Here is a 24,560-nt window from a genome sequence, read left to right as displayed (position 1 = left end):
CGACAGCAACAACTAGCACCGGACCACTGCTGCGGGAGACTATCTCCTCGCCCAAGAGGTTGCGCTCGCTGACGTACCGATTGACCTGCCATGGAGCGAGCGTTTCCGAGGCGCTCGCCCCCTACTTCTCTGTCCCTGTCGCCTTTCCTCTTACCGCTTTCCACCCCGGCTCTTTCGCCTATTTAGTTGCTCAGCTCGCCCTCCGTTTTTGAATGTTTGTAAGGTCCCCACCAAGACACTCAACCCCAAAACGCTCGCTCGCCGACCACCCCGCTTCGAACAAGCGTTCCCCCGCCATCTCATCGACGCCGAGTTTCGCCGATTTGCCCGGGCGGATAGCGCGCCACCCCAACGCGCCGAGGTCCTCTCGCGAAGCGGCATTCGCCGATCCGCGACTCGCCGGACCTACCCGACCGGGCAAATCAGTGTTTTCGCCAAGCAGGACGCTTCGCAGCGGCCCCGATGTGTTGTCTGGCCTGTCGAGGCCACACGTGGTCGTACGCGACCCACCGGACCGGCGACGCTGCGCATCGTGAACGATACTTGATCGCAGCGTGCACACGCCGATGCGACAACGACCACTGGTGGCCAAGTCTCGATTGCTAAGCTGGCTAGCTGACATTCCGTCCTGGCCGTGGCGACGAGCCTCATTGAGTTACGAACACGGCCGACCTGCAAGAGGCTCAGCCGCCATTTGCGCACTGCCGCGCGCTCCGCCTCAACGAATCTGTCCCGATAAGCAGATGAGACCCACGAAGCGCAGGCACATCTGCGATTCAAGGGGGCGTAGGTTGCGACGTCGCCTAGCAAGCCGAGCAAGGGCGCCCCAAGAAGCATTCGCTGAACGCCCAGCAAGAACGAAGGCGATCCACCGTCAATTACTTGGGAAGCTACTGACCTCTCACACAAGGCAGACAAGTCGGCGACACAACTAGCCAGCAATAAATACCGAATCAAACGGCTTGGTTACGCGAATCTTGGAAAAAAACGGAACATGGCGGCCAGCTCACGCGTACATCACTCCCCTCCGGCGAGCGGCGAGTCGTAAATCGGCGCCATCACTTGCTCCTTACTCCCCAGCTGAACCGACCCCGAGGGCCCAACACGGCATCGAATCTCAATCGCTGCTGTCGAGACCGTATCTCAAGAGCCGGAATGCTCGCTCTGCCCCATCGCTGTCACCAAGCCCCGAGTCTCCGATTGACTCGAAGAGGTCGGCAAGGGCGGTATCGCGAGCGACGGCAGAGGAGATCTCTTCGTTGGATCGTCGATGATCATCCAGTTCGCGTGATCCAATCGTAGCGGGTCGATGGACGATAGCGTCCATCAAGAGGGCGAGCTCTTTGCTGCCATCCGCGAATTTCGATAGCGGTGGCCGGTATGTCGTCCTCGCAAGCCTCTCGGATGGACCGTAAGGCGGGAACGGCGTGGTCGCACCGACCGACAAGAAGGCCGCATCCAAGTCGGTACGCTCTGCCGGAGCAGGTGGTCGCTCGCTCGGACGGACCTCGGTGGCGGCCGCCATCAGAAACTCAGCGACCGGTGGTTCAGAAGTCGCCACTAGCTGTGAGAAGGTGAGGCTTTGGCCGAAGTTGTCGCGCCAGACCGTGTAGTCCGCGGCGTTGACGACGCCGTCCCCGTTGCCGTCGGCTGAAGACGAGGTCGAGCCGTACGCGTTTCTCCAAACCAGGTAATCGTTATCATTGACGACATAGTTGCCGTCGTAGTCTCCCGGCAAGACCAGCTGGTCGTAAGAAGCCTCGTTAAGTGCTGACCAAACTCCGCCCGACAGCGCCCTCGCCTTGATTGTCATGCCAGGGGCGATTGCAAACGGCCCGGTGTACGCGATCCCTGCGGGAGATCCGCTAGCGTCGCGGGGATCAGAGCCATCCGCCGTGTAGTAGATAATGCCGCTGGTGGAACTCATCCCGAGATTGAATCCGGTCAGCGGGATCGAACCGCCATGCTGGCTGAAGACCGGGGCATTGGTCGATGGGTAGAGGCCGGCGGCTCGCAACTGGTTGACGAAGACGCTTGTTCGACCGGTGAGAAAGGTGTCGATCACCGACTGCGACTCGGCCTCCCACTGAGCGGAGGTCAGCGGCGTCGAACGGTGCATATCACCCCATCGAGCGCTCTCGGCGACAATCGCTTCGTCCATCTCGGCCAACACGCTCTCGTATCGGGCGATAGCCTCATTGGGCGTTAGCGCGCCATTGTTGAAGAGGGCCCGCTGTGCCCGGTCCGCAAAGCGGAGGCGGAATTCTTCGTTCTGTCGAAGATAGCTGTACGGCTCGGCGGCTTCGACGTTTGCCCCCAAACGATTGGTGTTGACATTGGACCCGAACAAATTGAGTGTTGATTCGGCGTCCCACATGTGGAATTTGAAGCCGGTGCTCTCCGGGCCCCGTTCACGCGCGGCGTACCAGTTGCGGTGGGGCCAGTCGACGTTCCCCATGTAGAAGTTGACGATTAGGTAGTCGATGTAATTGTCAACATCCAGGAAGTCTTCGAAGGCTGGGTTGTTCGTTCCGTCCGGGTTGTTCCCTTGCAGTCTTTGGTAGGCAGCGGCCCTTGCCGTGGCGGAACCAGCGCCGGGACCGGCGGAGTAAGCAAGCGCGACCATCTCGTTCCAGGCGTCGAGGTTCCCGTCGGTCGCACTGCCGTCGTTGATGGCGTCCCAGTTGTCCTTATCGCCTCCGTAATACGACGCAGCAAACGAGGCGTCGGGCCGTTCATTCGGGTTATAGACGCCCCAGTAGACGCCGTTGATATAGAGGTGCACGCGGTTGCCGTGGGGCGCCACTTGGCCGAGCGCCGCGTGCGAACGACTGCCAAAGGCGTCGCGAGCGTATTGGGGCTGCGTCCCGGCGCCGCTCCACGCATAGCCGTCGTTGGACTCCATCCGCAGCGTGATGGTGTCGAAACTCGTGGAAGCGTCTTCACCGAAGAGCGGAAAGTTGAGCTTGGTCGGGCCGTAGTCGTCCTTGAACAAGAGCCGTAGCGAGTGCTTCTTGCTGAGGTCATGGCTCCGGAAGGCGCCCCCCTGCAAGCGGATGCCGGCGTTGATCTGGAAGCCCTCGGCGCCGTCGGGATAAATCAATTCGACCGAAGTGGCGCGTTCGTAGGCGACGCCGCCGTTGGTAGAGTTGGTGTAGATGCCGTTGGGACCGAACAGTTCGTCCGTATCCATCACGATCGACATGGTAGGGATCGATAGCAGAGAATCCTCGATCGCACCGGCATACTGCCCGCCGAAGAGATCGCCGCCGAGGGGCGCCCCGTTGGCGTCGAAGTAGCCGATCACGTCGGGGTCCATTCCGTAGTCGGGAGACACGTTTCCCCAACTTGTGGGGAAGCCTGCGGCCATCGTCGTCGAGGGGCTTTGCGAAACCACATCCCGCAGGAAGATGTACGAATTGGTGTCCGTCACCGAGTCGTAATAGTCCTCGCGAAAGGCGCCCGCCTTCACGACAGTGGTCCGGTCAATGGTGATCGGCCCCGTGTAGAGCAGCCCCGTTTCGGGCGTGGGGGCGTCACCATTCGTCGTAAAGTAGACTTGGGCGCTGGGCGTAGGCGTGGCGAGCGTTAGCGTGAACAATTCATCGTAGAAACCGTGTTCCACACTGAAGGTGGGCGTATCGACGAACCCCAACCGCCCCTCGCCGTTGGCGGCGCCCGGTGTGGGCGTCTGAAAGTAGTAGGCGGCTGGCGTTACCTCGGGTAGCAGCACCGCGCTCAGCCGCGGCGATGACAGCATCTCACTGCTGAGGTCGTTGTCATTGAGGGCGTGGATCGCCAGGACATTCGTCCCGGAGACCAACAGGCTGTGGAAGGCGCTGAGATCAAAGCGCTCGGGCGTGAACGAGTCGCCGTCGCTGCGAGGGGCGAGCGCGCTGGACTGCCAGCTGGGGCTGTCAGGACTGTTAGCGACGACGACCTTGACGCCGTTCAGATACGCCACAAAACCATCGTTGTACTGCATGTCGAGCCACATCGCGCCGAGCACGGCGGGGTCGGCGACATCAAACTCGACTCGCTGGTAAACGCTGCTCCGTCTGGTGTTCCAAGTCGCTTCGACATCGAGATCGATGATCGAGTCCATGCTGAGGTCTTGCGAGCTAAAAAGCTCGATCTCAGCCATCTGTAAGGCGACCGGCTGGTTATTGGCGGTAACTCCGTACTCGGTCTGGAAGTCGAATCGGTAATAGACGTAGCCGTCCGTATTGGAGAAGTCGTACTGCCGCGTCTCGAAACGGTCGGCGAAGTTTTGGGCGTCTCGTGTATCGACAACCGTGTAGTTGACGCCGTCGTTCGATCCGCTCAGCGTCCAGCTGTAGGGGTCGCGTTCGTCGGCGTCGTTCGCGGAGGTGATCGTGTAGTTATCAACGATCCGCGGCTGGCCATCCAAGAATCGCGTCTCGTAGAAGGTTCCCTCGGCAGTAAACGCCAACCATTTGGTCGAGCGGCTATTGTCCAGCGCCTTCGGGGGTTCTTCGCCCGTTGGCGAGTTGGTCGATGCTCCGGCCGAAATGGCGACATCTAGGACGCCATCATTATTCAGGTCGGTGAGGTCGCTGCCGCGAAGATTATTGAGTTCGATCCCGTTCGCCGGCCCCGGCTGGTGACCCGGGTCCGTGTCGAATCCCACCGCCGGTCCAGCCTCACTCTGCGCCCAGGACGCGTCATTGAACCCAATCTGCGTCCAAATCGGCGAGGCTCCGGTGTCTAGCGCTCCCGAGGTTGGCACGAGCGCCGAGGTCGTCGATGAATCGCCGATGAGGCTCACCACAGGTACGTTGACGCCGTAGGAGACATCGGTGAGTTGTTGCGGGAAAGCTGGGGCATACGACGAAACGATATTCTCGTTCGGGTCCGTCAGCCCCAGAAACTCCCCATCGGCGCCCAACGCAAAGTCGGCGTGGAGGTACCCGGCCGGGTCGATATAGGTCTCGGTCTCCTGGCTCGACGCGAAGACGATCAAGTACTCGCCCGGGCTCAGTATCGACTGTGGAACGCTCGGGAACGTCCACTTGTCGAGGTTATTGGCGCGGTCGGTCAGATGCCAGCCCGCCAAATCGATTGTCTCGCTTGTCGGGTTGTAGACCTCGATCCAGTCGCTGCTGTTGCCGTCACCATCCTCGAGCGAGTTATCGTTCGAGGCGACAAACTCTGTGATGATCGGTCCGATGTTGAAGACCATCCGGTCTTCGAGCCGCTCGAGCGATAGGGAATTGGCCTGACGACGGCGCAACGGAGTGGATGGCATTGATGACCACTCAAAGGGTGTCGATCTAGGGTGGAACCGACCGATCCTGTGGACTTCGATCAGCTCGCCGAACTTGAAGAGAGACGAGAATCCCGGAGTGAGCCATCCTTCGCTCACCGCGGATAGTCGCAGCGTAGTAAGCGAGAGGGGGGTTCGTCACCCCTTTTAGCCCTAGAAACTTTGCGTGTAACCAAGCCGCAGACTTTGGAGTCCGCCCCAATTCTCGTGTCCAGGCGAAGCCGCGACCAACTCGAATCATGCTTACGTGCGACTCGAGCGGGTTGCTATCATCGCGGAGAAGCCCCCCTCCCTGTCCACAAATCACCACTTCGACAATGCGCAATCCGATTTGGGCTGTGACGCTGGCCTTGGCAAGCTGCATGACGCATCAAACCGTGGAAGCCGGCCCACCGGAGCCGTACCGATCCGAGACTGATTTGCATACGCTGCAGCAGCGGTTTGTCGACCTGAGGTTCGGCATGTTCATCCACTACAACATGGCGACCTATCAAGACCGCGAATGGGGCGATCCCAAGGGACCAACCGAGGCCTTTGATCCCACAAGGCTCGACACCGATCAGTGGGCCGAGGCGGCGCGCTCCGCAGGCATGACCTATGGATGCCTGACAACCAAACACCACGACGGTTTCTGCCTCTGGCCGACAGAGTCGGGCGGTGACAGCGTTCGTGACACGCCAAAGAAGATCGACATCGTCCGTGCCTATGTCGATTCGTTCCGCGCAAAGGGCCTGCGTGTCGGACTGTATTACTCCATTCTCGATCTGAGGGGTGATATTCGTCACCACAACGTCGAACCGGCCGACATCGAACGCATCAAGTTCGAGCTGACCGAACTCCTCACCGACTACGGTCCGATTGACTTCTTAATCTTCGACGGGTGGGACGCTCCATGGAGTCGAATTACCTACGAGGAAGTCCCCTTCGACGACATCTACAGGCACATCAAGCGACTTCAACCCGACTGTCTCGTCGCCGAACTCAATGCCGGAGTCTATCCCTCATCAGCTCTCTACTACAGCGATATCAAAGCCTACGAACAGAACGCAGGACAGAATGTCCCGACGGACAGCCGCCTGCCGGCGCTTTCGTGCGTCACACTCAGCGACGGCTGGTTCTGGAAATCGTGGGACAACAAGGCCGAATTGAAGTCAGCCGAACAAGTCGTTGACGAGTGGCTTCTGCCGCTGAACGCACGGTTCTGCAATTTGATCTGCAACGCTGCGCCGAACTCCGAAGGTCGACTTTCACCGAATCTCATCTCGCGTTTGAAGGAGATCGGCGAACGCATCGCGTCCAAGGGCGATCTGCCACCGATGCCGCGCGCCACCCACGTGCCCGTGATTACGGCGAAGAATCTAGCGACCGGACGACCCATCCGCGCCAGCGACTCCCCCGACACAATGGGCCCCGATCTCGCCAATGACGGTTCGTTCGGCAGCACTTGGTATCCCCCCAGCGGCCAGACCGACGGCTGGATCGAGGTCGATCTGGCGCCAAAGTCTGAATTCAATCGGGTCGTGTTCGTTGAGCCCGTAGGGCGATGGGACGACTATGCGCAAAGTCGTATCGAGAGTTACAAGATCGAAGGCCTTAAGGGAGGTGAGTGGACAGAAGTCGCCGCAGGAAATTCGTCGGACACCGTCCGAATCGCCACCCTCACCCGTAGGCAGGCCGACCGCGTGCGCGTGTCAATCAAGAACAAGTCCAATCGCAACTCGGCACATATCTCAGAGATCGGCATCTACGATGAGCCGGGTCCGTAGCGGCACCCCCCTAGCCGATGGCCGATGACGGTAGCAGCAGGCGCCGCTATCAGACCACTATCGAAGGACACGCGGTGACGATGTACTTCCGCGAGAGACTGCGGCAGCGGGGGGGGCGATAGGTAAAGAAGAGCGCGAGCTGTTGAAGCTGAAGTCGCTGAACCTCAGCGACGCGGAGCGGGGGCGCCCGAGAGTTTCCGCCAAGCGGGTCTAGTCGTGCAGTTCCACCAGAACGTGAAGGGGGGCTACGTCCGCGGGGAGCGGTACCGTGTCGAGTCGGGCGAGCAGGGGCAGCCGGTGCTCGCCCCGCTCCGTGGCGGACCGAAGAAGCCCCTCCCACACGGCGCGCCGGAGCGCTTCGAGGTCTACCGCGAGGAGCGGCTCGGCCTAGCGGTTGGCGACCGGGTCCGCTTCTGCCTCGGCGGGACCGCCCTCGACGGCAAGCGACGCATCAGCAACGGACGTATCGACGAGGTCGCCGGCTTCGACCGGGCGGGGAACGTCCGCCTCAAGAGCGGGTTGGTAGTCGCCAAGGACTACGGCCACCTCGACTACGGCTTCGTCATCACCAGCCAAACCGCCCAGGGCAAGGACGCCCCCAAGGCGATCGCCGCGATGGGCGCGCAGTCGCTGCCCGCGATCAACGCCAAGCAGCTCTACGTCACCGCCTCCCGCGGCAAAGAAGACGTCACGCTCTACGTCGACGACAAGGCGGCGGTGCGGCGGGCGATCCACAGCGCGGGCCGGCAGCTCTCGGCCACCGAGATGGTTAAGGAGCAACGAGCAAGCCCGCAACAGGCGCCTTCGCGGCAGGCCCATCCGCGACGCCCCGCCCCGAAGACCATCGGCCACGCGACGTGGCGAGAGGCGGTCATCGACCGGGCGCGGCAGTGGTGGCGGCGGCGCGGGTCGTCCGTCGTGCGCGGGGCCGCCAAGCGAGCGGGCTTCCGACCGCCCGCCACGGGCCACCAGCCAACACCACAACTAGGGAGGATTTAACCATGGGCAGTCTGCCGTTTCCGTCCAACGAGAACCAAGCGAGCGGGCACGCCGTGATGGGTGGCGTCGGCGCCGCCCCCTGGCAGAAGACGATGCCGACCGAGGGGGCGCCGGTGATGTTCCAGGTCCGCTTCTGCCACGGCGGGGCCACCAGCTACGCCTACTGCGACCTGCGAGAGATCCGCGTGCGTGACGCGGGCCTCGTGCAGCTGGGATTGCTGGGGATGGAGAAGCTGTTGATCTCGATCAGCGGCCGCCACCTCACCGAGCTCGCCGAGTTGATCGCCGCGGGCAAGATCAAATCCTTCACCGAGCTGGGCCCCCGCACGTTCGACCGCCCCGAGGCGAGCCCGTCGATCGACAAGATCACCGTCGAGACGCTCACCGGCTACGAGTAACCCAAAAAAACCCTTCTTCCTATCGCCCTTCCTCACCTAACTTGCGAGAGCCGACCCATGAACAAGCCCACCCTCGACGGCGAGCAACTGGTCGCCATCAGCGAAGTCCCAACGCTCTTGCCCGCCCGCCACGGCAAGCGGCTGCACATGTCGACCGTCTACCGCTGGGTGCTCAAGGGCGCCCGCGTCAAGGTGCTCGACTCCGCCATGCTCGGGGGCGTGCGTTACACCAGCCTAGAGGCGCTACAGCGGTTCATGGGCACCAGCCCGGCGGAGCTGATCGAGGCCCGCCGGCTGGCCCGCATCCGCGCCACGCTCTCCGAGCGCGGCCTCACCAACCCGCGGAAGCCGGCCGACACGCGGCGCTCACCGCTCGACCGCCGGCAACGCTGACGCGCCAGAAAGAGCCGCCCGTCTCCGGGCGGCTCTTGGGGATACGAGGGGAGGGGTTACTCCTTGCTCGCTAGGTAGTCGGCTTCTTCGAGCTCGCGGACCTTCTCGTAGGCCAAGGCGTAGAGCCTCTGGGCCTGCAGGAGCTGGGTCCCGCTCAGAGAAGTCGTCTCTTGGTAGCTGCCGGCGTCGTCCTTGTAGCTCCGCTGCAGGGCCGAGGTCGAGTAGAAGGGGCGTCCGTTCTCGCTCTGGTTCTTCCAGATGGCGATCTGCAAGAGGCCGTCCTTGAGACGGGCGACGGGTTCGTTAGGGGTAGGGTTTTGGTTTGTCATGGTCTTACTCCTTTCATGGTTAGTTGACCTACGCATCCCCTTGGGTCCACCGCGAAGCGGGCGTGTCCAACGTCTGCCCGGAGGGACCACAAAAGAATCTCAAGCGCGAGCGTCTCGTGAGATTGTTTTTGGCGTTTGATGCGTCCGCTGCGGGGGACAGGATCGCGCTAGTCAACCTGACTTGAAAGCAGAAGGCGCCATGTCCAATCGCCTCCCCGTAGACCACTCGCGCACCGTAAGGCCCACTGGACGAGATCGCGAACGAAGGGGCTCGACCAGCCGCGTCGCCCCTTTCACGCCCTTCTGCCGCGGAGCGCGGAATACCTGCGGGGAGCAACCGCGGGTGACGGGTCCGGCGCGGAGCAGCGCCGCTGCCAGGAAGTGGAGTTATGGCCGACAGAGACCCCCGGATAGCGAGAGCCGTGTCGTCTGAAGAGCAATTCCGCCCTTACCCCCCATCCGCTGCGAACCGCCCGGCGAGGGCAGCGACCGCCACGGCGAGAGGGCCGCCGCGGTGGGAGTCCGTCATCCGGCCCGCGGAATCCCCGGTTTTCGCAGGCCCTGCGGGGTACCCCGTCCGCCCGAGCTTGCGCCGTGCGGCGAATCCGTGCTATAATCACCGCAGGAGATGCGGCGAATAGATGGCATATATCCATGAACAAACCGGCTGGCCCCAGCTGACCTGGGACAACGACGAGCTAGCGGCCCCGCTGGCGGCGGTCCGCTGCCAACAGGGCCGGCTGCTAGGCAAGATGGAGACGCTCGGCTTCGACCTGCGGAGCGAGGCGAGCCTCGTTGTGCTCACGGCCGATGTCGTGAACTCCTCGGCGATCGAAGGGGAGCGGCTCGACCCGCACGAGGTCCGCTCGTCGATCGCCCGCCGGCTGGGGCTCGACGCCGCCGGCTTGCCGCTGCCCAGCCGTAGCGTGGACGGCGTCGTGGAGATGATGCTCGACGCCACGCAGCGTTTCGATGAGCCGCTCACCGCCAAGCGCCTCTATGGCTGGCACGCCGCTCTCTTCCCGACGGCCCACAGCGGCATCCATAAGATCGAGGTCGCCCAGTGGCGGACCGACGCCGATGGTCCGATGCGGGTCGTTTCGGGGGCGATAGGGAAAGAGAAGGTTCACTTTCAGGCGCCAGTAGCGGACCGCCTACCAGAGGAGATGGAACAGTTCCTCGCGTGGTTCAACGGGAGGTCAGCGACCGACCCGGTTCTGAAGGCCGCGATGGCTCACTTCTGGTTCGTCACCATCCACCCCTTCGAGGACGGCAACGGGCGCATCGCACGCGCGATTGCCGACATGTCGCTCGCCCGCGCCGATGGTTCAAAGGACCGCTTCTACAGCATGTCGTCTCAGATCGAGGCCGAGCGCAAGGACTACTACCGACAGCTCGAACTGGCGCAGCGCGGCGAGCTCGATGTCACGTCCTGGCTGGCTTGGTTCCTGGGCTGCCTCGGCCGCGCGATCGATAGCAGCGACGAACGATTGGCAGGAGTCCTCAACAAGGCCCGTGTCTGGCAGCGGCTACAATCCCGCTCGGTCAACGAGCGCCAACGCACCGTTATCAACCGGCTGCTCGATGGCTTTGACGGCTACTTGAGCACGGCGAAGTACGCGAAGCTGGCGAAATGCTCCAGCGACACGGCTTTGCGTGACATCCGCGAGCTGCTGGAGCGGGGCGTCCTCGTGGCGAACCCCGGCCGCGGCCGCAGCACCAGCTACCGGATGGCGCCGCCGGAGGCGATTGTCGAGTGAGGCTCGGCTTGCCGATAGGTGTTCGCAGGACGTTCTTGAAACCGCGGGCGTGTTGCAGCGGTCGCAAATGCCCCTCGTACTGCAAGTGTGAGCGAGCCGTCCGTCTGTCATAATAGACGATCACACACGCTGACGCGCAGACGAAGGCGTCCCGCCAACGGGAGTTGCCTCACGCCTGAGCGACGGGACGCCCACTCTCATCCCCTCTGAGATAGCGAGACCTGCGGATGTTTTCCTGGAAGCCGTTGTACGTGGAGATTGCTGAGGCTCTATGCGGGTTTGAAGATCGACAAGGAGAGTTGGTCGCTCTGATGGCGGACTGGATTGACGCCGGTCTCAAGCCATCGGGCGTCACTGACAAAGACGTCGATGACGCCCGGTTCCAGCTGACGGAGATCGACCCTTTTACGTTCTTCGTCAACTTCAATCGCGGCACCAGCGATGACAACCGGCGGTCGATCCTCTCGGCGCTGAAAGAAGCGTGGGGGCTGCGGTCCGATCTGCCGACCGACTTCGACGCCCTACCGGTCATGAACCCCCAGAACAGCTGGTTCATGCCCTACAAGAAGAAGCGTGAGCACAACCACGTGGCGACGCTCTGGCGGTTCTATAAGCACTGCCAAAAGATTGATTCTGTCGAGCAAATGGACACCGAGTTATTCGATGCCTGCCGCCAGCTCCTACAAGTCGGCGTCGCGTCGCTGACAATGGGGATGTTTTGGAGCCGTCCCGATTTCTGGATCGCCGCGGACAGCAAGAACCGTAGCTACGCGCGGTCGCTTGGCGTAATGAGTGTTCCCGAAGACGGAAAGACGTATCTCGCCTGGCTGCGTGAGGTGAGGGATCGATCGGACAAATCGACGTGCGAATTCTCCCTTCAGGCGCATCTCAACACGCTTAAAGGGAAGGCTTCTCCGGAACCCAACGCAAGCGTGTCACCGAACGCCGACCAGGCCGATCTTTCCGACGATAGGGTCCGCTCCTACTGGCTGCTGGCGCCGGGCGAGGGGGCAAGGCTCTGGGACAACTGGTACGCCGAGGGGATCGGGGCGATCGGCTGGAACGCGATGGGCGACCTTCGAGACTACGACTCAAAGGAGGCGATGGCCGAGTATCTCCCTAAGGTCCTCGAAGACTCAGGCCCAGTTCATGTGGCCCAAATGCTTTGGGCATTCTCCCGTGAGATGAAGCCAGGGGATATCGTTTTCGCTAAGCATGGCCTCTGGAAGACCTGCGGCTGGGGGATCGTCACCGGCGATTACGAGCACGACGACAGCCAGGAGCCTTACCACAACCTCCGAAAGATTGATTGGAAGAGCGGCGTCGAAAAGACGATGCCGACAGGGGTCCAGCTCCCGCTGAAGACGATCACGCGGATGACTCCCAAAACGAAGTACCTTAGCCAACTGGCCCAGCAGTACGGAGACGTGCCAGGGCTTGAGTCGGAAAGCATCGCCACTGAACCGCCAAAGCCATCGCCTGCAAAGCCTACGCACGCCCCCTACGGCATGTCCGACGCGATGGACGATTTGTTCATGAGCGCCGAGCTGGTGGAAACATGCGTCGAACTCCTCCGCCGCAAGAAGAACCTCGTCCTACAAGGCGCCCCAGGGACTGGAAAGACGTTCGTCGCCAAGCGTCTTGCGTACTTGCTGATGGGCGAGAAGGACGAGTCCCGCGTCCAAATGGTCCAGTTCCACCAGTCGCTGACTTATGAGGACTTTGTCCAGGGCTTCAAACCGAGCGGGGAGGGGCACTTCAAGCTGGAGAAGGGGACCTTTCATAACTTCGTCGACGCGGCGCTAGCGAAGCCCGACATGGATTTCGTCTTCGTCATCGACGAGATCAACCGCGGCAACCTCTCGAAGGTCTTCGGCGAGTTGATGATGCTGATCGAGCCCGACAAACGCTCGTCGGACTTCGCAATCCCGCTGAGCTACTCGTCGGACCGCGACGCCACGTTCTACGTCCCGCCGAATGTCCACCTGATCGGGACAATGAACACCGCGGACCGCTCGCTCTCGATGGTGGACTACGCGCTCAGGCGTCGGTTCACGTTCGTGGAACTCGACCCGGGGTTTGGATCGGATACCTTTGGGCAAGTTCTCGTAAGAGCCGGCGCGTCCCCCGAGCTGATCTCCGACGTTCGGGAGAGGATGAAGCGACTCAACGAGATGATCGCGTCGGACGAGGCGAACCTTGGCCGCGGCTACCGCATCGGCCATAGCTTCTTCTGCCGCACGGACGGAGAGCCTACCGACGAAGCATGGTTAAGGAATGTCCTCTCCTATGAGATTAAGCCTCTACTTGAAGAGTATTACTGCGACGATCCCAAACTTTTGAGGTTGGCGCTCGAGGTCCTCGAGTAATGAGCGTCTCAAAGATTCCGATCCAGAACATCTACTACCTACTCGCCTACGCGTGGGACCACTTCCACGGCGGTGAAGAGTGCGACATCGATCCGACCCAGTGCCCGGATATCCACAACCTGCTGGCGATGCTGCTGGGCAATGGCGTTCGCAGATTAGCGACGCGCGGCATCGATAAGCACTACCACGCCGTTCGGGAAACGACCGCGAAGCTACGCGGGCGGGTCGAAGTGCTGGAGAGCCATCGCCGGATGACGCACGTCTCCGGCAGGATGATCTGCGAGTTCGACGAACTAACCGCCAACACGCTTCCCAACCGGATCCTGAAGAGCACTTGCGAGCGACTTCTCGCGTCCGGCTCGCAGCTCACCGTCGAGAACCGGCAGCTCATCCGTTACTCTCTGCGTCTCTTACACGACGTTGAGCCGGTGCGGATCGAGTCACGGCTTTTCCGTCGGTTCCAGCTGCACCGCAATAACCGGCACTACCGCTTATTGATGCACGTCTGCCGGCTACTGCACGACGTCCACCTTCCTTCCGAGCAGGCGGGCGGGCGCCGCTTCAAGAACATCCTCGAAGACGAAACAGTCATGCACCAGCTGTTCGAGAACTTTGTCCGACAGTTCGCAGTGCGGCATTGTCGTGATGCGAAGGTTAGCGCTATGCAGATTGTTTGGGATGGCGAGTGGGAGGAAGAGGTGGGAGCTGTACTGCCAATCATGGAAACCGACGTGACCCTTAATCGACCAGATCGCAAGACGATCCTCGACTGCAAGTATTACAAGCACGCCCTGGTCTCTAGAAATGATCGGTACCGCTTGCATTCCTCGCACCTCTATCAGCTCACGGCATATCTGCAGAACAAGTCCCGTGATCAGGGGTGGGCAACAGTTGAGGGGATCTTGCTCTACCCTGCGGTGAATCACCAGCTCGACTTAGATTTTGAGTTGCTCGGTCACCGGATTGGTATCAAGAGCATCGACCTCGACCGGCCATGGTCAGACATCCACAACGGGCTGTTGCGTCTCCTGAGTTAGAGCTGTCCTGCGATAGCTCAGTACTTGTAGACAGCGTCGTGGATGAGAGACTTCATGCCGACCCGCCCCTTGGCATGGAGCCGACATCGATAGATTGGGTGCGGTGCAAAGTAGGAGAGGCGTCGAAAAAGCGGAGGTAGGCAGACGCGGCATTCGGATAAGAGGCAAAGTCCCTACGCGATCGGCTCAGCCGCGTCGCTCTTGTCCGCCGCCCCCTGCACCAGCTCGGCGTCGTAGGCCTTCTCCATAGGCAGCGCCGCGTGGAGGAACGCGGTCCCCGGCAGGCACTCCGTGCTGTGCCACTCCTCCTGGGCGTCGCGGTAGCTCTGCGTCCCTTTGCCAGAGTAGCGGGGCCGGTCCCCTTCTGCTTGGGCTCGTAGTAGAAGATGGCGATCCGCATGCCGCCGTCACGCAACGCGCGGACGGGTCAGTTGTTGCTATTGCTCTATCAGTCGCTTCTTTCAATGTTTCAGATGGCGATCTTGCACGCGCTATCGCGAGCGGCCGGCAGGAGTCAGTCGATCCTTACCGCTGCGCTGCCCTGTCGATGTGCCGATGACCGGTCGACCGGCCAGGCCACGTCCTCAGTCAGCCTCCTCAACTTAAAGCAGCATCAGGCAGCAGTCCGGGAACGGTTCGAAGACCTGTGCCGCCTTACATCGCGATGAGCCGTTGCGGCCGGACAACGTGCGGCCCAGGCGTCCTTCTGGCTCGCTATCCACCCCTTCGGGGACGGCAACGGCCGGATCGCCCGCGCCATTGCCCACCTGTCGCTCGCCTGCACCGACGGCGCGAAGGACCGCTTCTACAGCATGTCGTCTCAGATTGAGGACCAGTGCAAGGACTCCTACTTGCAGCTCGAAATCGCGCGGCGCGGCGAGCTCGACGTCACGAAGTGGCTGGCTTGGTTCTTAGGCTGCCTCGGCCGCGCAATCGACAGCAGCGACGACCTACTGGCCCCCGTCCTCAACAAAGCACGCATCTGTCGGTGACTACAAGGCCGACCGGTCAACGAACGGCAACGTTCCGTCTTCAACCGGATGCTGGATGGCTTTGAAGGCTTTTGAGCCCGGTGAAGTACGCGAAGGTGACGAAATGCTCGGCCAACACCGCGCTGCCCGACACCCGCGATCTCGTAGAGTGGGCCGCCCTGATCCAGAACCCCGCCCGCGGCCGCAGCACCAGCTACCGAATGGCCTCGCGCGAGAACATCAGCGACTGTCGACCCCTCAGTCCGGGGCGGCTCGGCAGAACGAGTGCGACCTCGAAACTCCCGAGAAGTTTACGACCTGTGCAGATCGCGACCGCAGAAGAACCTTCTAGCTCGCATAATCACGATCCTGAGCCCCGCGTATGGAAGGTCGTGTCATAGCTACCTGTCAGCTGCTCATCTTGAAGAAGATAGACCCCACGGATCGACGTATGCCCGAGGTATTCCGTATGGGGGTCAGGGCCTCCCGACCGTCCCCGCTTGCCGCTCAGCGCCCAGAAAAGCACAAGGTCTCCTTCCCGAAGAATACGGTGAAGGCTGTCCTCTCGGAACAGCAGTGTCGAAGCCCCTTCGTTGGTAACTGACGGGTCGAAAGCCACTAGCAGGCCGTCCTTGTCGTACCAGTGCCCATCTTCCCCACCCGTCGATAGACCCAGTTGATCAACGAGGTACTTGCACGGCAAATCGAAGTAGACTCCATCGTCTAGCGCACAGTCCGACGCTGTATGCTCCTGTTGGTAGCGAGAGGTCGCAATAATGACTGGCACCGGGCAGGAATCGAAGCTGCCTCGAGTCCAGCGTTCGTCCTGATCTTCTTCCCAGGCCGAGTAGGCATAAGAACGACCCCAGTAGATCTCGCCAAGGAAGACGCTGTAGTTCCAGTTGTCGCGACTTGGCATCGCGTCCGCCTCCCATTTCTTCGTTTTCGACCATTCAAGCAAGTTTGGAAGGTCTGCTTTCCGGACGAAGTACCCCCGCACTTGGTACCAGACGTGACGCGTAGGCAATTCCCAGTGGCGATAGCCAGGGCGAGTCGGCTGCTCCCACTCGTAATATCCGTCAAGCGTCACCCAACGCACTCCGTCTGGGCCGACAACCGTCAAAAGGTCCTTCGGATCAGGTAGGTTACCGGTCGTTTCCAACCACTCGACATCGTCGACGGGCGATTGCCAAGCATCGAAGGGGACATCGAACCACCACGTCCGGGTGAAGTTCTGATAGACCTGCCGTCCGGTCGAAGCAACCAGCAAGGAGGGGTCGATGTCGCGACAATAGCCGATCTCCCACGGCCCCTCGCAGACACCGCCATTATCAAAGTTCTGATCCTTTCTTTGGTACGTGTCTGCGCATCGCGCCTGCATTTCGTAGAGGGCAATCCAGCAGTACTTTTTCCCGATGCTTTCGCGCGAGTTAACCGCTTCGATGTCAGTGCGAAAATCCTGATCGAACAACTGGAACCGCTTCGCCGTCCAGCCAAGTTCTGCGACCCGCTTCACCATCCACCGGCGCGCGGCCTGATAGTTGATCTTTCTCGCGTGATCAAAGTCCCACGGGGCTTCAAAGTAGTCAGCCAAATAGGCTTCAAACCGTAGTCGCTTTTTACTGCCGAGGCGAAGCGTGGCAAGGAACGTTTCCAGTGCTGCTTCAAATCGCTTCTCTGCTCGCGATTCTTGGCGGAAATCCGCTTCCGTGGTGGACCTCCGCCGCTGTATGCGCCGGTAGTTCCTGTGAACTCGGAGCAAGAACGCGAAACTATCGGCTTGCCTGCTCGTTAAAGACGCCTGGAATTCCTGTTGTTCACGCTTAGGGAGCCTTGGCTTTGAACCATCGAGGGGCGTATTGCACCATTCGCTGAAGTCGGTCACATATTTCGCAAAGTTGCCGTAGTCGCTGTAGATGTGGGCGTGGAACGATGTTCCCGAGAGTTTGGCGACCTCTTCACGGGAAGGAATCTCAGAGTCCTCGGGCCAACGACTGTTGTAGGGCGGTCGGAGAAGACTCAGGTTAACTTCGAAGTCAGCTCCGCGAAGGAGCGCCAGCTCGACCGTTTGGCGAGCATAATCGCGGATGAGTATGTGGACAGGCGGCTCCCCGTCCGCAAAGACTCGCTCGTAGAGATAGCGAGCCAAGCCCCAAAGGTCCTCATTCGCAGTGCTGCGAGAGCCGGCCCCGAATGTGACGGCCATCAGCCTTTCGGTGACGTAGTCATCATCGACATCCGCGAAGTGCTCAATGAGCGGCTTCAGTAACGCAAGCCGGCACGAGAACAGTCGCACAAGACCTTTCGTCGCCCTGTCTCGTAACCGCCGGTCCGAGGAGGTCAAAAACCACGTCAAGGCAACGGCGGCCAAACGGACCACTTCATTCCCAAAGGCGAGTGCGGCGCCGCGATTCTGTGCCCAGTCGATCAGCCGCTCAACGGCTCGCTTCTCGCCCCATTCGCCATTCAGGAACAGCGACCACTGCGCATCTCGATCAGGCATCGGCATCGAAGCAAGCACGCGATGGAGCCGGTCCGCGTTCAGAGGATGGCCGGGAATTGGTGCGAGCGAAACCATCGCGTTGAAAACGTCGCCTTGGCGGCTCGCCATCAACGTACCGTTGATGTAGTCAAAGCTCTCATCGCTAAAAGCGTTGGCGTTTCGCCAAACGAGGCTTTCGAGCATCGCGGTCTGCACAATGTCATTCGTCGCGACCTGAGGAGCAAGATTGGGCAACTCCCGACCGCAGTGCTCCGGCAGCTGAATCGCCAACGCCTCAATGATGCCACCGTGGTCCCAGCAAGCGTCGTCCTCGCTGACGTATTCGTCCAAATGCCCGCCTTCGCGAAAGGCAACTTCCGGTTCGTGCCGATCGACATAGTTAGTGAGGACCCGCTGCACGAAGAAATGGTCTGACATTCGCTGATAAGCAAATCGCACCACCTCTTCCGGTGACTCAGAGTTCCACGCCTGCCAGTCGGTCGTCACCGTCAGCAACGATTCCGCCGACAGCCGGCCAAGGAGTGAATTGCTGTGCCCGACACGTGGCAGCAAGTCGTCAAGCAGCTGCCTAGCAACCGCCTTGGGAACGTGGTCGTCACCAAGCTCTACCATCTTGTCGGCCAAGCGATCAACCGCTTGGCGCACGACGCGATCCTTTGCGTCGTAGTCGAGGCAGTCGGGCTGCGAGAGCTTCCGGTCCAACGCATCGACGAGGAAGCCAAAAACCTCTGATACCCCGCGGAGACCGGTAGGGACGCGTGTCTGACCCGAGTCGCGGATGCCTTTGCAAAACAGCTTGAGAAACAGCGGGTTGTCAAACTCGGGCTCCAGGAGCGGCGCTGAGGGTTCGATTCCAAACACAGCGAAGAAGTGGCTCGCTGCGGCATATGTGTTCTCGGAAAAGCCTTCGTGCTCGATCCGACAGCATCGTTTGGCGACCTCGTCAGGGACCACTTGTCCCTCGTAAACGTCTCGTACCGACAAGCACAACTGGAGCCAATCCCAAAGCTCGATCTCAGCCGCTAGGCCGGCCAAGTGCTTCTTCCAAAGACGCAGCCCTTCACCCTCGTTCAAAGCGTCGAAGTAGAGAATTGCCGGCTTGCCACTCGCTTGAGCGGCTGCTTGCAAGGCGCCGAGGAACTGCTCTCGGTCACAGTTCAATCCGGCCAAAGAGATCATCTGTCCCCAGGGGTCGGAGTTGTTGAATTGCTCTCCGAGGAAGAGAATTGCAGGTCGGCCCTGCTGGATATCCCTTAGAAGCAAGTCGCACAAGAGATGTGTCTTACCTTGGCCAGCTTCTCCAACCAACAGGTGATTCGTACTGTTGACGCCGCAACGTTCGGCATTGATGACAAAGTTGCGAAAGCCGTATACGGCAGTACCAAACTTGCTCAAACGGTGTGCTGCGTCGCGGAATGGATTGCCGTGCGTTTCGGGGCGTTGCGACGCTCCCTGTTCCGCCTGTTGCTTCTCCTCAGCTTCACTTAAGCTGGAGCGACAAGTGTCGATGGCATCGAGTGTCTCGGACACAATCTGTTCCCAATCGTCTAGCGAGACGTTTCCGATCTGTGTCCAGGTATCTCCTTCATGCTGCGCTAGCGTCCACTCGCTCAATGAGTCGACGAGGCGTTGGAACACGCTACGCAGCTGCTCGTAGGCTACGTCAATAGATGGATGCTCCCCAATATGGCTCCCAGATGGTTCAGTCGTCCGCAAGTCTCGTAGGCTATCCGAAAGCCCTTGCCAGAACGGCTCCGACCTCTTGCCAACTTCAAGACTGACTTTTGTCTGCGTATCGACGTTGAGCCATGGCGTGTATCGGTCGTGGGCGTTGGCGACGCTCTGCTCGGCAAGCTTAGCGAACCACGCCGGCGTCATCACCGTAGCATTGAACCAGTACCAATGAGCGCCGCGGGCGCTTGGCTGGGTGAGCCGCGCCGTCAACTGGTGAGAGCCCCATAGTTCGAACTGAATCTGACGCCCTTGCTTCTCAGCGTAAGTCGTCCATTTTTTTACCCACGCCTCCCACTTAGTTTGTGCCGATTTCTTCCCCTGGCCACGGGCGTCAGAAAAATCCTGCGGCAGGCAAACGTAGTACCGTCGGAGCCTTGGGTGCTTCTCAAACGCCGTCTGGAACGAACTGCTTAGCTGGTTCCACTGGCTGCTACCCAGGGAACTGAGAAACCATTTGGCCTGCCAGCACCATTCGTCGCCGGTGGCGAGGCGCCAATAGCACTCGACGCCCGCGTCTGGGGTTCCGTTACGGATAAAGCGAGCTCCATCGGCTACCGGCTCACAAGCGGCCAGTTGGCAGCAAAGCTCCTCGAACGAATGTTCTTGCGGGGCACGTAGCTGGTTCCATTGCATCGCGGAGATTCCCTTCACCTGAATCGAACGCTAGTAGAGATACCTAAATCCATCGGGTCGAAGAAGACACCCCGTCCGGATTAAGATGGCCAGCCGAGGTGCTAACGCACGAACCTTCGTCGGCGCGACCCAGATCGACCACCAGTGACAGTCACCTGTCAGGCCTGCGGTGGGATGGTCGGATATCTGACGCAATGATCGAGAGTTGGCTGCCCTTCGAAACGATCACCCTTCAACTCAAGCCGCCAAGCAGACCAGTGTCGATCAATGACCTTCCAGCCCGGGACAGCAACCACGAACTTGAAACGGAAGCGTAGCAAGCGTTCGAGAACGCGGTAGCGACGACCGGGCTGTTCTTAACACAGCAACGAGATCGGAAAGACTATGGAACGGACTTCCAAATCGAGGCCAGCCGTGAAGGGCGAATGACCAACTCCCGTGTGCACGTGCAACTAAAGGGAACCAACAAGAAGGCAAACCTTGACGGCTCGATCAGCATCTCCGTCCCTCGCACCAACCTGAACTACCTTCTGAATCAGCCGCATTCAATCTACGTCTGCTACCACGCCCCGACTGGCAGGCTCCTTGCACGCACGACCATGGACGTATTCCGGGAAGCCGAACACGCTGGGGTGGAGTGGCGTACGCAGGACAGCTTGACGGTTCGCTTCTACGCTCCTTTCGACGCAGATTTTCAATCCAGTCTTCATGCACAAACGCTTGCAGGAGTGTCAGCAAACCGTGACGAGCGGCTGGCATGGGCAGCGACGCCCTCAGAAAGGTTTCCCGAAGCGGTCGTTATTGGCGTAATGCCGATAAGCGTGCCAGAGTCACGAAAGGAAGCCTTTGCTGTGCTGAAAGGGCTATACGACAAAGGGCAAGACGCCGTCATATCCAAGTCATTTGAGCAATTGCGAGCTTGCCTGGGGCCGGACGAACCTGGGCTGGTCTTTGCCTATTTGGCCGAGATCAATCTCGGCATGCGCGGAAGCCACTTTAATCGTGATCGTGTTCTCGCCGGCATCCAGTTCATTAGAGCGTCGGGATCGGACGACTGCTGCGATGTGCTCTATTGCCTCGCGAATGCTCACAGCGCTTTGGGAGAAACCGAAGTCGCGAAAAAGCTGTATACGGACGCGATCCGAAAAGGTGGCGAAGAAGACTCTGAGTTGCTGGCGCAATGCTGGAAGAATTATGGAACCGCCCTAGAGAAGCAGGGAGACCTCGCCGAGGCCAAGCGATGCTACGAAAACGCGATTGAACTTACGCCTGATCTGCTAGAAGCCCGCATGGCGCTGGCCTATTCGGAACGCACTTCCGGCAACTTAGAGAAGGCTCTAGGCCACTACGATCAAGTGATATGGGCAGTCGATGACATTGATTCGATCATAGCGACGAGAGGACATCGTATCGAGATTTACTTCAAGCTTGGCATGATGGACAAGGCGTACGACGACATAGCGTTCATTCTGCCGCATAGTGAGAGACACCCTTGGATACTCGAACGGTGCGCGCTGCAAGTCTACAACTACGCCCGGACTGACGACTCATCGGTACCGCGGGCAATTACGTTCTGGCAAGCGTATCTAAAAAAGAGACCTACGGACAGGCGTGCTCAGAAGGAACGCTTGCTCTGCTTAGCGCATTCGAAAATGCATGGGCAACCGGTGTCGATCGACTACGATCGCTTCCTAAAAGAAGTGATGGAATACCTAGAACCCAATGACGCCAACGCTGCTCACCTGTGGGACCGCGTGGGCCATTGGGCTCAAACGGACGGCGATTGGCAAAGAGCCGAAGAGCACTACCGCAAAGCATACAACCTTGAGCCAAACCGTTATGGCTATTGCTTAGGAGCGGCCCTGAACCATCTAGATCGATTCGATGAAGCATTGCCTATCCTTCAAGAGCAGGCGACAAAGCACCAGCCGGAGGCGACGAGTTGGTTCCAAGTCGCCGTCGCTCAAGAAGGAGTTGGCGACACAGATGGCTGCATAGCTTCTTATCAGAAAGCTACCGAGTTAGACCCCGACTACGAGCTCGCGATGTTCAACCTCGGTGGCGTTTGCTGGAATTATGGATCAAGAAAGAAAGCGATTCAGTTGTGGACCGAAGCGATTGAGAAATGGCCTTCACATCCCTTGAGTGAGAAGGTCCGGAGAATGCTATCAAGTGCCGCAAACGGAACTCTATGACTCAGTCCGGATGCGTGTTTTACCTACGAGTCAAAATCGCTGAGGTGACCAAGCCACTGCGGTTTCGATTCGATTCGAATCTGCGTCGGCCCGACACGCCGAGGTCTTCTCCAAGTCCGTTGATCTCTGCGTGCGATTACGTAATCGGAGGGGCAGGATCTAAGGGCGGAATCTCGCTACTCGGAGCCTTCTGCAGTGCTTCGACGTCCAGTCACGGCTTTCGCTTGACCGCCAAGTCCCACAATTCCTTGCCGTTTTGGTAAGACCGCCGCACCACGTCCATTCGCATGACATCCGTCGTTCCGTCCGCAATCCGCAGGCCGTTGAGGTCCTGTAACCTTTCGCCGAGATCGACGTTGCCGGAGTAGCCTTCCGCGCCGAACGCTCGCGTCGCCGCGTCAACTGCCGCTAAGGCGATCTCTACGCCCTCAGCCTTCAGGCCGTTGATCAGCGGATCGGCCGCTTCGCCATCGCCGCGGTCGAGCATTTCTGCAGCTTCCCTGGCTAACGCCTTAGCCATTCGTAACTCGGTAGTACGCTGACCGAGCTGCTGCTGAAGGTGCGTAAAGCGGCCTATGGGACCTCCGTAGGCTTCGCGGGTCGTGAGCCGCTCTGCCATCTGTTCGAGCGCCTGCTCGGCAGTTCCCAAGGCCGCGGCAACCTGCATTAGCCGCCAGCAGCGGAAATGCTCAATGAAGAGGCGACTGCCCTCTCCGTTGCCCCCGAGCATTTGCCAGTTCTCCACGCGGATATCCTTGAACCGCAATCCTCCGAAGGAGTTGCCCTTCAGACCGTGGGCTTCGAAAGAGTATCGCTCTAGGCCCGGGGCGTCGATCGGCAGCACGAACGCGCTGAGCCCCTTCTTTAGACCGTTGGCCGGCTGCGTGAAGATAATGACGTGGGTCGCTTGCTCCAGTCTTGCGACGTAACGCTTCTCGCCGGAAAGCAGGTACCCGCCATCCACTTGCCGGGCGGTGCTCTTGATGGCGTAGTAGTCGCTGCCCGCGTGCGGCTCGGTCATGGTGATGGCCATGTAGCCTTCGCCTCGGGCGACCTGCTTCACAATACCGCGTACGCGTTCGTCCTGGCTTACCAGTAGTGGGCGGACGTGAGCGCCGCCGACCACGTCGCGAGAATTGAGGTTGTGCCGTCCGGCGTGGATAAAGACTTCCAGCATTTTTGAGGGCGGCCATGCCGAGCCGCCCAGCTCTTCCGGCAGGTCAAGCCCAGGGAGGCCGAACGCGGCGCTCCGCTTTCGCCATTCACGCGGCGAACGGAGATTCCCCTCCTCACGGAGCGCATAGGCGGTTCGGTCGATGCTCGCCCTGAATTGTTCCAACGTAGCGGGGGCGCCTACCGTCGCTTCCGACTTCCGCATCAAGAGCGTGAAGACGGTGTCGAGTTCGTTCGTACTGGTCGCGTTTGCCTTCGCCGGTGGGATCAGGAAAATCCGATTACCCCACTTCCCAGTGTCGCGAGGCTCTAAGGTGAAGCTTGTGCTGCGTAGCGGACTTTGCGGATCGACTGCGTAGAGCGTGTCGCCATCGACGCTCTTCAGCAGAACGAAGTGACGACCGAGCAACTCACCTTCGCTCGTGGTAACGTTGTAGGTGACAATTTTGAGCGTGCCGGGCTCAAGCGTCAGGTCTGGCGCCTCGTCTGTGGCCCATGGCTCCGCTTGAGGTGAGAAAGGCCGATGCGGCGTGGACGCCACTTCGACGCGAAGCTCCCAGCCACGCAAATGCTTCTTGGCGTAGCCTTGCAGCAGCCTGATCAGCTGCTCGTTTGTCACCCGGCCGTTCAGTAACTCATCTTGAACTGCAAATGCTTCCAGTGCTGCCCGGTGCGGGTTCTCAATCGGCTCCAGCCCCGCCATGAGTCTTAGCGCCTGTACCGCGTCGATCGCCGCCGCGCTCGCACATGCCCCGCCGCCGCCTTGCCGTATTACGGCATTCAGATCGCTTTGGAGGACGAACGCGTCGTCACCGCGTCGCTGTCGGTCCTGCAGCGAGAGAAGCGCCGCCTCACTGTTCCCGCCGCCCAGGTCTGTCTGGGCGTTCGCAGGCAAGCACGCCAAAGCGATTAGTAGCAGGCCTACACCTCCGCAAAGCTTTAACCGCATAGCTCATCCTCGGAATGAAGCGTCGAAAACATAGTCATTGTAGCGGGTACTTGCGGAGCGCGTT

At 60.2% G+C, this 24,560-nt stretch carries 13 protein-coding genes and 2 pseudogenes; 11 read left to right on the top strand and 4 right to left on the bottom strand.

Annotated features, from left to right (window positions below):
• Window positions 1-1,117: 1,117 nt before the first annotated feature.
• Window positions 1,118-5,269 (bottom strand): CotH kinase family protein, encoded by a 4,152-nt coding sequence (locus tag Spa11_RS10005; RefSeq protein ID WP_145111585.1) that lies wholly within the window; start codon window positions 5,267-5,269, stop codon window positions 1,118-1,120.
• 335 nt (window positions 5,270-5,604) lie between these two features.
• Here Spa11_RS10005 and Spa11_RS10000 point away from each other — a divergent pair, with 335 nt between their 5' ends.
• The 4 genes from Spa11_RS10000 (at window position 5,605) to Spa11_RS09985 (ending at window position 8,843) form a co-directional block, all read left to right on the top strand.
• Window positions 5,605-7,053, top strand: coding sequence for an alpha-L-fucosidase (locus Spa11_RS10000; protein WP_145111582.1), 1,449 nt, complete (start codon window positions 5,605-5,607; stop codon window positions 7,051-7,053).
• Window positions 7,054-7,269: 216 nt separating this feature from the next.
• Window positions 7,270-8,052 carry a conjugative transfer relaxase/helicase family protein gene (locus Spa11_RS09995; protein WP_145111579.1) on the top strand — a complete coding sequence of 261 codons (783 nt, stop codon included), beginning with the start codon at window positions 7,270-7,272 and terminating at the stop codon, window positions 8,050-8,052.
• A gap of 2 nt (window positions 8,053-8,054) precedes the next feature.
• Entirely contained in the window at window positions 8,055-8,450 is a 396-nt protein-coding gene (locus Spa11_RS09990; RefSeq protein ID WP_145111576.1) for a hypothetical protein, read from the top strand.
• 57 nt (window positions 8,451-8,507) lie between these two features.
• Entirely contained in the window at window positions 8,508-8,843 is a 336-nt protein-coding gene (locus Spa11_RS09985) for a DUF1580 domain-containing protein (protein ID WP_145111573.1), read from the top strand.
• 56 nt (window positions 8,844-8,899) lie between these two features.
• Here Spa11_RS09985 and Spa11_RS09980 read toward each other — a convergent pair whose 3' ends face one another.
• Entirely contained in the window at window positions 8,900-9,172 is a 273-nt protein-coding gene (locus Spa11_RS09980) for a hypothetical protein (protein ID WP_145111570.1), read from the bottom strand.
• Window positions 9,173-9,813: 641 nt separating this feature from the next.
• On the opposite strand from Spa11_RS09980, the gene Spa11_RS09975 reads away from it, so the two are divergent.
• From Spa11_RS09975 to Spa11_RS09960, 5 genes and pseudogenes are all read left to right on the top strand, one after another.
• Window positions 9,814-10,932: a Fic family protein gene (locus Spa11_RS09975; RefSeq protein WP_145111567.1), complete on the top strand. Its 1,119-nt coding sequence runs from the start codon at window positions 9,814-9,816 to the stop codon at window positions 10,930-10,932.
• A 311-nt stretch (window positions 10,933-11,243) separates the two neighbouring features.
• Complete coding sequence (locus tag Spa11_RS09970; protein ID WP_197529876.1) at window positions 11,244-13,301, top strand: AAA family ATPase; 2,058 nt, start codon at window positions 11,244-11,246, stop codon at window positions 13,299-13,301.
• Window positions 13,301-14,338: a 5-methylcytosine restriction system specificity protein McrC gene (locus tag Spa11_RS09965; RefSeq protein ID WP_145111560.1), complete on the top strand. Its 1,038-nt coding sequence runs from the start codon at window positions 13,301-13,303 to the stop codon at window positions 14,336-14,338. The genes Spa11_RS09970 and Spa11_RS09965 overlap by 1 nt, the downstream gene beginning before the upstream one ends.
• A gap of 713 nt (window positions 14,339-15,051) precedes the next feature.
• Window positions 15,052-15,105 (top strand): annotated as a pseudogene (locus Spa11_RS23615) (Fic family protein); the annotation flags it as partial.
• Window positions 15,106-15,150: 45 nt separating this feature from the next.
• Window positions 15,151-15,330 (top strand): hypothetical protein, encoded by a 180-nt coding sequence (locus tag Spa11_RS09960; protein ID WP_231933230.1) that lies wholly within the window; start codon window positions 15,151-15,153, stop codon window positions 15,328-15,330.
• Between the two features lie 340 nt (window positions 15,331-15,670).
• Here Spa11_RS09960 and avs2 read toward each other — a convergent pair whose 3' ends face one another.
• On the bottom strand, window positions 15,671-20,179 hold the full coding sequence (avs2, locus tag Spa11_RS09955; RefSeq protein ID WP_145111557.1) for an AVAST type 2 anti-phage system protein Avs2: 4,509 nt from the start codon (window positions 20,177-20,179) through the stop codon (window positions 15,671-15,673).
• A gap of 332 nt (window positions 20,180-20,511) precedes the next feature.
• Between avs2 and Spa11_RS23450 the strand changes: the two are divergent.
• A pseudogene (locus tag Spa11_RS23450) lies at window positions 20,512-20,838 on the top strand (DUF4365 domain-containing protein); the annotation flags it as partial.
• Window positions 20,839-20,988: 150 nt separating this feature from the next.
• Complete coding sequence (locus Spa11_RS09950) at window positions 20,989-22,374, top strand: tetratricopeptide repeat protein (protein WP_315851348.1); 1,386 nt, start codon at window positions 20,989-20,991, stop codon at window positions 22,372-22,374.
• Window positions 22,375-22,585: 211 nt separating this feature from the next.
• Here the strand turns inward: Spa11_RS09950 and Spa11_RS09945 are convergent, their stop codons facing one another.
• Window positions 22,586-24,496 (bottom strand): acyl-CoA dehydrogenase family protein, encoded by a 1,911-nt coding sequence (locus Spa11_RS09945; protein ID WP_145111551.1) that lies wholly within the window; start codon window positions 24,494-24,496, stop codon window positions 22,586-22,588.
• Between the last annotated feature and the right edge of the window lie 64 nt (window positions 24,497-24,560).

The organism is Botrimarina mediterranea, from assembly GCF_007753265.1.
GTDB classification, from domain to species: domain Bacteria; phylum Planctomycetota; class Planctomycetia; order Pirellulales; family Lacipirellulaceae; genus Botrimarina; species Botrimarina mediterranea.
The sequence above is the reverse complement of the archived record's forward strand: the minus strand, read 5'-3'. Positions and strand labels throughout refer to the sequence as shown.